We start from the raw sequence: 11,978 nt of genomic DNA on the forward strand, positions 1-11,978 counted from the left end.
GAACTTTAGACTGATTAAAAGTTTTTAACGTGCCGAAGTTTGGCAGCATATTCCGGAGTATAAGTTAAATTTCGGGCGTGATTATCTATATAAATCCTAAAATTCAATTTTTTTCACGTTGCCCATTTGAAAGTCGTTACCAATTTGTGTTTCTCCTAAACAGTAGGAGCAAAGAGCTGCAGGCATTGTAAATCTTAATTTACTTCCTTCAACTGAATTTAAGTCATTTGCAGCTTTAAAAAGCAAACTGAGTTCCTGAGTTCCTTGACCTGTTATTCCGTTTATCATAAGAATCTTGGCCCTAGGATTTGCTTGTTTTACTCTAAAGAAAAACACTTCTCTCTCAGCTTGTGATACTATATCACTTTTAGTAATTACAACAATATCAGCTAATTTAAGCATAGGACCAATTTTTTGAGGCGTGTTCACTCCAGAAAGGTTGTCAATCACACATACCGCAAGCACATCTTTTATGTGAGGAGAACATCTATTACATAATCCAGCACTCTCTGTAATTAAGATATCAAGCTGACTTTTTACACCCCAGTTTACACATTCCTCAATATTAGTTATAAAAAAGTGATCTGGACATAAGTTGCCTGATAAACCAATTTTAACAGGAATATGTTTTTTCTTATATAAAGTATCATCATAGGTTGAAAGACAATCAAATTTAACCACACCAACATTTATATGTTCTTGAGTCAGATGTTCTATTGTTTTTAAAATTACAGAAGTCTTACCTGTAGATGGAGGACCGGATATTGTAATTAACTTCAAAGCTAATCCCCCCTTAATGCTTCAAAAAAGTATTTATTTAGGTTATCAATAGTCGACTTAATATCTTGTGATTTAATATAATCCCATCCAATCCATTTTAAAGGAGCATTTTCAGGAATTTTATTTTCAACATTTGGATTAATAGAAGGGAAAGAAGCTCCAGCACATATCTTACCTATAGTTTCTCCTACAAAAAAATCAGCAATTTCTTTATATTTATCTAAACAGGATTTTTTTACTAACATAGAAACAGGACTCACGATAGCTCCATCTTCGGGCCAAACTACTGAAACTTTATCTTTATTTCTAATAGTTCTTGCATAAAAATATGGCATTACACTTATTGTTGGTGAACCTTTTAATCCGCTGCCTGCCATTTTTACCATCTGTGAAGGATGCCAGCCATCTTTTACGGAGTTTCCAAGTTTTTTTATTCCATCATATCCATAATCTTTATAAATATTTAATAAAGTAGTTTCGCAAAAGAAATTTTTATCACCTCGAATTACAACTCTATTTTTGTATTCTGGATTAAGTAAATCTCCCCATTTTTTAGGCATAGGTAAGTCGCCTAATTGTACTAAATCAACTACCATTACTAAAATATTCATTGAAAACATAGTATAATGGCCATCTGGGTCTTGTATACCACCCTCCTTGAAGTTTTTATTTACATCATAGTTGGTTACATCGGTAAATATATCTTTACTAATAAACTTATCAATAAAAGACTTATGAAAAAAACTATTAATGCCAGGTGTTATAACGATATCTGGTATATCATCAATACTTTCGTAATTATTTACTTTTTCATAAAAGGATAGCTGATTGGTGGCATGACTTTCTACTAAATAATTAAATTCAATGTTACGTTCATTTTTTAGTGATTTAATAAAATTTTTAAATTCTTCTTCTATTGGTACTTTTAAAGGACAAGGTAAAAGTGCAAGTAAATTTAAGTTCTTTTCATCAATACTCATTAACAACAGTGCCTCCCGATATACAGTTATTATATATCATTATACTATAAATTAATAAAAATGTAGAGAAAATTCATACAACATTACTTTAGATAATTTTTATACAATATTGGGTATTTTTACGTAAATTTATATCGAAAAAACTGGTGATGTAGTCTTAGTGTAAAAGTTTTCCTAGATAAGCATATGTTGAATTGATATATTGATATTAAAATTGTTTCAATATTAACAATTTAATAAAAATATTTCAAAAAAGCTTGACTTTTAATAAAAAAGAAAATATAATAAGACAAAACAGTACATAATAAAACAAAATGGAAATTAAATTTCCGAATAGTATTGTTTTATACAAAATGTTAAGGAGGAGTTTGAAAAAATGCGTCAAGTAGCTATTTATGGAAAGGGTGGAATAGGAAAATCCACAACAACACAAAATCTTACTGCAGGACTAGGAACTATGGGTAAGAAAATAATGGTAGTAGGATGTGACCCTAAAGCAGACTCAACAAGATTATTACTAGGTGGACTAGCTCAAAAGTCAGTATTAGATACATTAAGAGAAGAAGGTGAAGATGTAGATTTAGATTCTATATTAAAACCAGGTTTCAGCGATATAAAATGTGTTGAATCAGGCGGACCAGAACCAGGAGTTGGATGTGCAGGCAGAGGTATAATAACTTCAATAAACATGCTTGAACAATTAGGTGCTTATGAAGCTGATTTAGACTATGTATTCTACGATGTATTAGGAGACGTTGTTTGCGGTGGTTTCGCAATGCCAATCAGAGAAGGAAAAGCTCAAGAAATATATATAGTAGCAAGTGGAGAAATGATGGCATTATATGCAGCAAACAATATATCAAAAGGTATCCAAAAATATGCACACAGTGGTGGAGTTAGATTAGGTGGTATCATCTGCAACAGCAGAAAGGTTGCTAATGAATATGAATTACTTGACAACTTCGCTAAAGAATTAGGAAGCCAATTAATACACTTTGTACCAAGAAGCCCAATGGTTACAAAAGCAGAAATAAACAAGAAAACAGTTATAGATTTCGATCCAACATGTGAACAAGCTGATGAATACAGAACATTAGCTAAAAATATAGATGACAACGAAATGTTTGTTATACCAAAACCAATGACACAAGATAGATTAGAAGAAATATTAATGGAATATGGTCTAATGGATCTATAAGATGTATTCCTCATGTTGCAAGCTGAGAAATATATCACTATAAAATAATAATTAAATTGATTTAGACAAATTAAATATCACATTTTAAGCCTTATAGAAGAAAATAGATTAATAAAAATAAGGGGGTACAAAAATGCCATTAAAATTATTCAAATGCGACGAAACTATTCCCGAAAGAGAAAGACACTGTTATATAAAAGAACCGGGAGAAAGTATAACTGAGTATTTACCAGCTTCAAATGTAAATACTATTCCAGGAACACTGTCTGAAAGAGGTTGTAGCTATTGCGGTGCAAAACTAGTTATTGGTGGTGTTCTTAAAGATACTATTCAAATGATACATGGACCTATAGGATGTTCATATGATACTTGGCATACAAAACGTTATCCAAGTGATGCTGATAACTGGCAGTTAAAATATGCTTTTTCCACAGATATGAAGGAACAACATGTTGTTTTTGGTGGTATGAAAAAGTTAAAACAGTGTATACTTGAAGCTTTTAAGGAATTTCCAGATAAGAAGAGAATGATGCTTTATACAACTTGCGCTACAGCTCTAATAGGAGATGATATGAAAGCGGTTGTTAAGGAAGTAGAAGCAGAACTAAAAGGGGAAGTAGATATATTCTGCATAGAATGTCCAGGTTTTGCTGGGGTAAGTCAATCAAAAGGACATCATGTACTTAATATTGCTTGGATGAATGAAAAAGTAGGAACTGTTGAACCTGAGATTACAAGTCCTTATACAATAAATGTAATTGGTGACTATAATATTCAAGGTGATACTTTTGTATTTGAAAACTATATGGAAAGAATGGGTGTTCAAATTATAGCTCACTTCACAGGAAATGGTACTTATGATTCATTGAGAGGTATGCATAGAGCACAACTTAATGTTACAAACTGCGCAAGATCAGCAGGATACATTGCTAATGAGTTAAAAAAGCAATATGGTATTCCTAGAATTGACGTAGATACTTGGGGCTTTGATTATGCAAAAGAAGGCTTAAGAAAAATTGGAGCATTCTTTGGTCTAGAAGATAAAGCAGAACAAATAATAGCTGAAGAAGTTGCAAAATACCAAGAAAAATTAGATTGGTATAAAGAAAAATTAAAAGGTAAAAAGATTTGCATATGGACAGGCGGACCAAGATTATGGCACTGGACAAAAGCTTTAGAAGATGATTTAGGAATGGAAGTAGTAGCTATGTCATCAAAATTTGGTCACCAAGAGGACTTTGAAAAGGTAATTTCAAGAGGTAGAGAAGGAACTATATATATAGATGATGGAAATGAACTTGAATTCTTTGAAGTAATAGATATGGTGAAGCCAGATCTTATTCTTACCGGACCTAGAGTAGGTGAAATGGTAAAGAAACTGCACATACCATATATTAATGGACATGGATACCACAATGGACCTTACATGGGATTTGAAGGTGCTGTAAATATGGCAAGAGATATGTACAATGGTATTTATTCTCCACTTTGGAAGTTATCTGCAGAAGATATAAGGGAGGTTAAATAATTATGAAAGAAAAAGCTGATGAAATAATTTCATTTATTCAAGAACGTTGCTTATGGCAGTTTCATTCAAGAGCATGGGACAGAGAAGAAAATATAAATGGAACTATGGATAATGTTGCTAAGCTTTTGACAGGTGAAACTGTGGTAGCTGAAACAAAACAAGAAAAATGTGCTTATGCTGATGCAAAGGTTCTTACAGATCAAATTAAAGAAAAGTTCTCATGGGTAAATGAACTAGAAGCAGGACAAAAGAAAGAATTAGTAGAAGCTGTTAAAGCAAAACTTACTGATATCGTAATAACAAAATGCTTAAATGGTGAAATAAATGTTCCATTTTATTAAAAAACAAAAGTTTAATTTTAAATAATTCGAGAGGTGATAACATGGCTTTGGAAATAAAACAAAAAGAACGTCAAGGTGTAATAAATCCTATTTTTACATGTCAACCTTGTGGTGCACAGTTTGCTAGTATAGGTATAAAAGATTGTATAGCTTTAGTACATGGTGGACAAGGTTGTTGTACATTCGTAAGATTATTATTCGCACAACACTTGAAAGAAAATTTTGATATAGCTTCTTCTTCACTACATGAAGATGCAGCTGTATTCGGCGGTACAATGAGAATTGAAGAAGGTGTAATGACACTTATACAAAGATATCCTGATGTAAGAATTATTCCTATAATCACTACTTGCTCAACTGAAACTATTGGTGATGATATAGAAGGAACAGTATCAAAGATTAATAGAAAGTTAAAGAAAGAATATCCTGATAGAAAAGTTCTATTACTTCCTATGCATACACCAAGTTATAATGGAAGTATGGTAAGTGGATATGATATAGCTATAGAAACACTTGTTTCTACTTTAGCTAAAAAGGGACAGCCTAATGGCAAGTTAAATATTATTACAGGATGGATTAATCCGGGTGATGTAACTGAAGTTAAGCATCTTTTAGAAGATATGGCAGTTGAAGGAAATGTATTAATAGATACTGAAACCTTTGATGCACCAATAATGCCTGATAAATCTGCATTTGCTTATGGAAATACAACGATGGAAGATATTGAGGATAGTGCTAATTCAGTTGGTACAATAGCTTTATGTAAATATGAAGGCGGTAAAGCAGCTCAATTTTTACAGGATGAATTTGATGTTCCAGCAATAATTGGACCAACTCCGCTTGGAATAAAGAATACAGATATATTCCTTCAAAATGTAGCTAAGCTTACTGGTAAAGAAATACCTGAATCTTTAGTTAGAGAACGTGGAAAAGCTATAGATGCTATGTCAGATCTTGCTCACATGTTCTTTGCAGATAAAAAGGTAGCTATTTATGGAGATCCAGATTTAGTAATAGGACTTGCACAGTTCTGCTTAGAGGTTGAGTTACAACCAGTGCTTCTATTATTAGGTGATGATAACAAAACATATAAAAGAGATCCTAGATTTGAAGAAATGAAAAAACAAGCTAATTGTGATATAGAAGTAATATGTAACGCAGACTTGTGGGAATTAGAAGACAGAATAAAAAATAAAAAAATGGATATAGACTTAATCATGGGACATTCAAAAGGAAGATATATTGCTATTGATAACAATATTCCTATGGTTAGAGTAGGATTCCCTACTTTTGATAGAGCTGGTTTATGGAAACAACCAACTATTGGTTATAGAGGAGCGGAATTACTAGCAAATACTATTGCAAATACTTTATTTGCTGATATGGAATATAAACATGAAAAAGAATGGTTATTAAATGTATGGTAATATACTAAATTTACAAATAAAAATACAGTTATAGTATAAAAATAATTATAGAAAGAATACAGCCAAGTCCTAAAATGTAAAATAAACAGTTTTTGTCCGATGACTACCTACTCTAATACTCCCATCTTCTTCAAAATGGGAGTAAAGAGCGGCTACGTCCCTGGATTCGTTCAACTAAGAATCAGATGGGGTTAAAACCCCATCTGATTCAAGGTTCACTTTATGTGAAAAACTGAATTTATAAAAATAAGGACTTGGCTGTATAAATTAAAAGAGAAAATAACGGTTGCGAGATATGCAAGCGATTATATATATATTATAAATATGAAGGAGGAGGTATTATGTCAAATAGTATAGATAAGAGTATAGAATTTTATGGACGTTTAAGTGAACTTTATCGTTTAGCAAAAGAGGGTAAAATAAAAACTAATTTACAAGGCAGTCATACTCGTCCTTGCAAATTTTGGACTGCAACAAAGGTTTTAAGCGGCATTAAAAATTCAGTGGTTGTTGCTCATGGTCCAAGTGGCTGTGCTTATGGAGTAAAGCAGTCATATAAGCTTACAAACTCTCGTAATAGTGGATCACCTTATGAACCTGTAGTGACTACTAGTGTAAATGAAAAAAATGTTATCTATGGAGGGGAAAAAGAATTAGAAGGGGCTATTCTTGAAGTGGATAAAAAATATAATCCTGATGTTATTTTTGTGGCAACTAGTTGTGCTACTGGAATTATAGGGGATAATGTTGATGCTGTTATGGATAAAATGAGAAAAGAAGTAAAGGCGGAGTTAATGGCAATTCATTGTGAAGGTTTTGCAGGAGAGTATCGCAGCGGATTTGATTTAGTATTTAACCAAATAGTAAAGCTAATGGATAAACCGACCCCTGAAAGCAAATCAGCATTATCAGATACTGTAAATATTGTAGGCGGAAAAATGGGTCCTGAAAGAACAGAAGTAGATACGGATGTTAAGGAACTAGTAAGACTTGTAGAAGGAATGGGAGCAAAGGTCAATACTGTTATTGCTGGTAACTGTAGTCTAGAAGAAATTAAACAGGCTCCAAGTGTGGCGGTTAACTGTGCATTATGCTTAGATATAGGCTATGCCATAGGTAAAGAAATGTTAGAGGAATTTGGTACACCTATTAACTCTACTATACTTCCTTACGGTATTAGTGCTACTGAAAAGTGGCTTGAAGGAGCGGCAAAATATTTAGGCATGGAAAAAGAAGCTAAAGATTTAATGAATAGAGAATATGAAGCTATTAAAGTTGAATTTGAAGAGAGTAAGAAATATTTGGAAGGTAAAATAGCTATCGTAGAAGGTCACGATGCTGTAAAATGCTTGTCTATTGCACATATGCTAGAGCGTGATTTTGGAATGCGTCCAATTATATTTAATTTCCATCCATGGAGTACAGAAGCGAGAGAAACTAGTATAGATTATTTATTAGAAACAGGCATGGATCCTCAAATATTGATTACTAAAGGTACTCTTGCTTTTGGTAAATATGAGTCCATGAAACAAACAGAGGAAGAGTTGTTGAGTTTTCTTGGTGGTTTAGATCCTCAATCAGTAGTATATTTTGGTTCTTCTTTAAGCTTTCCCAACATCCCATTAGTAGATTTAAATGCAATATTAAATCGTCCAAGATTTGGTTATAGGGGAGCTTTAAAAGTTGCAAAGTGTATCAATACCGCTTTAAAATATTCCTTTAGACCTAGAAGCTGGGTATCTAAGAGAATAGTATTCCCAGAAAATGCAGGATTAGCATCTGCTCAATCTTTAACACCAAAATTAGGTCAAGACTTACCAGATTGTACTGTATACGCACAGAGGAGGAGAGGAAAATGTATGATGAATTAATATTTGAAAATTGTAACCATAGTAAAGACCCTATATTAGGATGTGCACTTGAGGGAGTTGCTAGCATAGTAGCGGGAATAAAAGATGCAAGTATTGTTATTCATTCTCCGCAAGGATGTGCAGCTACAGTTGGAGCTGCTTATGATACTCATGAGATTGATTTTACTAAAAGAAAAATAGGATGTACTCGTCTTTTTGAATCAGATGTTATTATGGGAGCTTCACAAAAGTTAGAGGATTTAATAAAAGAAGCGGATAGAACTTTTAATACTAAGGTAATGTTTGTCATTGGTACTTGTGCAGCAGATATTATTGGTGAAGATATTGAGGGCATATGTAGAGAAGTACAACCCTTTGTAAATAATAAACTTATCCCTATAATTGCAGGTGGTTTTAGGGGTAATACCTATGATGGTTTAAATATGGGCTTAGAAGCATTGCTACACTTTATAATAAACCAGCATTATAAAGTACCAAAGAGTGTAAATATTATTCTCCCACAGGCAAATTTAAATCCTACTTGGTGGGCAGACTTAAAATGGGTTACAGACACTTTGGAATTTTTAGGTATTAGAGTACAGGCTGTTTTGCCTCATGATATATCCTTTAGTGAGCTTGAAGATGCGGGCAGAGCATCAGCTAACATTCTTTTAAGCCGCGACGCAGGTTATGAATTTGTTAAAAAAATGGAAGAACAGTATGGTATACCTTTAATTCTTCAAGATATGCCGCTGCCTATAGGTTTAAAAAATACAGCTCAGTGGTTGAGGGCATTAGGGAAATATTTTGAAGTAGAAGAAAGGGTAGAAGAGATAATAAAAAAAGGAGAAGAAATGGTTATAGATATTCTCCGTAGAAGAGGATTAATGATTATTCCACGTTATCGTAATTGTAAGATTGCTATATCTGCAGATGCTACTATTGGTATTGGTCTTGTAAGGATGCTTTTTGAGGAACTAGAAATGATTCCTGAAACAATATTGCTTAGATCTGGATTACCAGAGTGTAAAAAAATTCTTCAAAGAGAATTAGATGATTTAGGAATTTCTCCTAAAGTAGCATTTTCAGTAGATGGATATCAGGTAAAACAGGCCTTAAAGGATATAGAGGTAGATTCTGTTATTGGTTCTGCCTGGGAGAAATATATGGCAGAGGAAGTTGGGGTAAAGCTTGCTTTTGATGTAGTAACCCCAACAAATAGGGATGTATATGTTGATAGGGCATATTTCGGATATGACGGTATGCTTAATATTTTAGAGATAGTTGCTAATGATTGGGAAAAGGCTTTTCGTTCAAAAGAAATAAATTGGGAGCAGTGTATGTAAATTATAAAATGTGAAATAAATTTTTTGATCATTAAGAAATGTTATGTCATTTTGTGATAATATATTATAATATACTATAAGAAAAAAGAACAAAGGTATGAAGAGTTATGAAAATAAGAACTGATTTTGTAACAAATAGTAGTTCAGTAAGCTATATAATTACAATAAATGTAGAAAATTAGAAACCATTGTTCAAAAGGATGTGACTATGCAATGTACATGAATGTAGAAAATTTTTATGATAATATTGGACAAAATTGGGATCTGCATTCGGATATTCTTCGAGATTATATATTTGCCAATATAAGCGTTGGATTGATAAGAACTCAGGAAATGAAGAATGATATAGACAGATTATATGTTGTTGATAAATTAAAGTATTATGATGCTGCTAAAGATTCTACATGCATGAATCATGTCATAATGTTGCAAGGTTCGCTTGAACAGGAGATTTATGCCAGGAAGGTATTGGGAATACTTTTAATTGCAGAAGAAGACTATGTTTTAAGAAGTAAAGTAATTAAACTATTGAGAAAATATTATCCTTTAGTTTATCGCTCAGTTAAGAAGCTCAATAATAGAGAGTTGATAGGTGAATATTTACGAATGGACGACCTTACTATGAGAACAGAAAGAAGGTTACATTCTGCTATATATTTATATTTAGTTATGTATTGCTCCTCTAAAGAAGTGGATAGAGATTACATCTTTTCGGTTATGAATGATATAAAAAACTATGAGCTTAGTAGTCCTATGACAACAAACATAGATAAAGAACTAGAGCATCATAAATCTGAAATACAAGAAATTAAATTATTAATAGAAAAAGAATATGGTAAATTATATGGATATAAGGATGTTCTAAATACTTACAATAATGATGTTGATGACATAGGTTGTGTATTAAAAAATCTTTTCATGATTAATAAAATTGATGTAGATCAAATATTTGATGATTTTGAATCCTTGAATATTGATAGTATAATTTTAGCCTATATTAAATGCGGTTATAAAAAACTAGAACCAGGTATTATACTTCAGGCTCTTGTTAATGGAATTTTTATGCAATCTATGATTAATGAATATAAAAAATCAAGAAGGTTGTATTTTGAAAATAATCAAGAGACATTATACTTTAAACTGTATTCTTTAGAAGAAAAACTTAAAAGTGTTGAGAATGAAAATAAAGAAATAACAACAGAGATGGCATCACTTCAACAGGAAAAAATGTCATTTGATGAAACTCTCAACAATGAAATCAACAAACTGAATAAAGCTCATAAATCAGAGATAGTTCACATGGAGAAAATTATTAAAAAACTTGAAAAGCAGCTAGAAGAAGAAGAAAAATATAGAAATGAACTGAATATTTTAAGAGAATATATTTTTGAAGCGAAAAATGAGTATGTTCCAAATAATTCAGATAAGACATTAGATTATTATATTGCTAATAAAAGAATTTTAATAATAGGTGGAGCTAAAGATTGGAGAAGAAAATTTAAAGAAAAGTATCCTGAAATACAAACATTAAATGGATTTAATGATAACTTTGAACTAAGTATTTTGAACAGTGTGGATTGTATATTTTTTTATACAGGTTTTATGAGTCATTCTACTTATAATAGAGCTATGAAATTCATTAGAACAAATCAAGTTAAGTTTGGTTATATTGGAAAAACAAATATTGATCTTGTAGAAGAAGAAATTATTGAAGAATTAAAGAAATGTAAAATTGGAAGGAGGTTAAATTTATCAGATTAAAAAATAGTTTCTGATAAATAGATATGTTATGAAGATTGCTGTATTTTTAGGTGATAATGGTCAAACAATATCCTTTAACGAAAGTGGCACAGTTAAGGTGTTTCTTAGGGATGAAGGACAATGGGATGTAATAAAAGAAATACCTTTTGGGGTTAACAATTTAATGGATACAAAAGCAGTTCGTGAAAATATTTCATCTATGCTGGAGGCCCTAGAGGGGTGCAGAGTTTTTGTAGCAGTAGAAGTTAAAGGTATTCCATATACAATTCTTGAAGGTATGAAGTTTAATATTTGGAAGGTGCAAGGTGCTCCAGAAGACTTCTTAGAATACATATTCGAAAAGGAGGAGCAGTTAAAATTTAATAAAGTTAAGAGTGAAACAGTACCAGTTCCAATAGAGACTGACAAGCCTGGAAAATACTATATTGATTTGGAGACAGTTATGGAGACCAATGAAAAAGTTACTTCTAAGCAAGTACTCTTACCATTTCTTCGTAATACCACTTTTGATGAATTGGAGATTGATTGTGGTCATGTTCCACCTTGGTTTCAAAAGGAGTTTGAAATTTTAAATTTAAAATCATCTGTTGAACCTATATGTGAAGGTGGGTTTAAGGTGAAAGTTTATCCTAATAGTTCTATATAATAAATTATATAGATAACCACGCCCCAAATTTAACTTATACTCCAGAATATGCTGCCAAACTTCGGCACGTTAAAAACTTTTAATCAGTCTAAAGTTCGTGTTTTAAGCAGAGAGCCAAAAT

Annotated in this window: 10 protein-coding genes; 8 read left to right on the forward strand and 2 right to left on the reverse strand. The window is 31.9% G+C overall.

Annotation, left to right across the window (positions count from 1 at the left end):
* Positions 1-96 precede the first annotated feature (96 nt).
* Together HGI79_RS21425 and HGI79_RS21430 are read right to left on the reverse strand one after the other, a co-directional pair.
* Complete coding sequence (locus HGI79_RS21425) at positions 97-780, reverse strand: GTP-binding protein (RefSeq protein ID WP_185652704.1); 684 nt, start codon at positions 778-780, stop codon at positions 97-99.
* A 2-nt stretch (positions 781-782) separates the two neighbouring features.
* On the reverse strand, positions 783-1,760 hold the full coding sequence (locus HGI79_RS21430) for an ABC transporter substrate-binding protein (RefSeq protein ID WP_185652705.1): 978 nt from the start codon (positions 1,758-1,760) through the stop codon (positions 783-785).
* 376 nt (positions 1,761-2,136) lie between these two features.
* Here HGI79_RS21430 and nifH point away from each other — a divergent pair, with 376 nt between their 5' ends.
* From nifH to anfO, 8 genes are all read left to right on the forward strand, one after another.
* Entirely contained in the window at positions 2,137-2,958 is an 822-nt protein-coding gene (gene nifH, locus HGI79_RS21435) for a nitrogenase iron protein (RefSeq protein WP_185652706.1), read from the forward strand.
* A gap of 133 nt (positions 2,959-3,091) precedes the next feature.
* Positions 3,092-4,486: a nitrogenase vanadium-iron protein, alpha chain gene (gene vnfD, locus HGI79_RS21440; RefSeq protein ID WP_185652707.1), complete on the forward strand. Its 1,395-nt coding sequence runs from the start codon at positions 3,092-3,094 to the stop codon at positions 4,484-4,486.
* A 2-nt stretch (positions 4,487-4,488) separates the two neighbouring features.
* Entirely contained in the window at positions 4,489-4,827 is a 339-nt protein-coding gene (locus HGI79_RS21445) for a Fe-only/vanadium nitrogenase subunit delta (RefSeq protein ID WP_185652708.1), read from the forward strand.
* A gap of 41 nt (positions 4,828-4,868) precedes the next feature.
* Positions 4,869-6,254, forward strand: coding sequence for a nitrogenase component 1 (locus HGI79_RS21450; RefSeq protein WP_185652709.1), 1,386 nt, complete (start codon positions 4,869-4,871; stop codon positions 6,252-6,254).
* A gap of 341 nt (positions 6,255-6,595) precedes the next feature.
* Positions 6,596-8,125, forward strand: coding sequence for a nitrogenase component 1 (locus tag HGI79_RS21455; RefSeq protein WP_185652710.1), 1,530 nt, complete (start codon positions 6,596-6,598; stop codon positions 8,123-8,125).
* Positions 8,110-9,450, forward strand: coding sequence for a nitrogenase component 1 (locus tag HGI79_RS21460; RefSeq protein WP_185652711.1), 1,341 nt, complete (start codon positions 8,110-8,112; stop codon positions 9,448-9,450). The genes HGI79_RS21455 and HGI79_RS21460 overlap by 16 nt, the downstream gene beginning before the upstream one ends.
* A gap of 213 nt (positions 9,451-9,663) precedes the next feature.
* Positions 9,664-11,211 (forward strand): hypothetical protein, encoded by a 1,548-nt coding sequence (locus tag HGI79_RS21465; RefSeq protein WP_185652712.1) that lies wholly within the window; start codon positions 9,664-9,666, stop codon positions 11,209-11,211.
* Between the two features lie 28 nt (positions 11,212-11,239).
* Positions 11,240-11,857: a Fe-only nitrogenase accessory protein AnfO gene (gene anfO, locus HGI79_RS21470; RefSeq protein ID WP_185652713.1), complete on the forward strand. Its 618-nt coding sequence runs from the start codon at positions 11,240-11,242 to the stop codon at positions 11,855-11,857.
* Positions 11,858-11,978: the final 121 nt, after the last annotated feature.

This window comes from Clostridium sp. DJ247, from assembly GCF_014231265.1.

Excerpts from the sequence above, each read along its gene's own strand:
- HGI79_RS21430 (WP_185652705.1), bottom strand. The coding sequence starts at position 1,760 with ATGAGTATTGATGAAAAGAACTTAAATTTACTTGCACTTTTACCTTGT.
- nifH (WP_185652706.1), top strand. The coding sequence starts at position 2,137 with ATGCGTCAAGTAGCTATTTATGGAAAGGGTGGAATAGGAAAATCCACA.
- vnfD (WP_185652707.1), top strand. The coding sequence starts at position 3,092 with ATGCCATTAAAATTATTCAAATGCGACGAAACTATTCCCGAAAGAGAA.
- HGI79_RS21445 (WP_185652708.1), top strand. The coding sequence starts at position 4,489 with ATGAAAGAAAAAGCTGATGAAATAATTTCATTTATTCAAGAACGTTGC.
- HGI79_RS21450 (WP_185652709.1), top strand. The coding sequence starts at position 4,869 with ATGGCTTTGGAAATAAAACAAAAAGAACGTCAAGGTGTAATAAATCCT.
- HGI79_RS21455 (WP_185652710.1), top strand. The coding sequence starts at position 6,596 with ATGTCAAATAGTATAGATAAGAGTATAGAATTTTATGGACGTTTAAGT.
- HGI79_RS21460 (WP_185652711.1), top strand. The coding sequence starts at position 8,110 with ATGTATGATGAATTAATATTTGAAAATTGTAACCATAGTAAAGACCCT.
- HGI79_RS21465 (WP_185652712.1), top strand. The coding sequence starts at position 9,664 with ATGTACATGAATGTAGAAAATTTTTATGATAATATTGGACAAAATTGG.
- anfO (WP_185652713.1), top strand. The coding sequence starts at position 11,240 with ATGAAGATTGCTGTATTTTTAGGTGATAATGGTCAAACAATATCCTTT.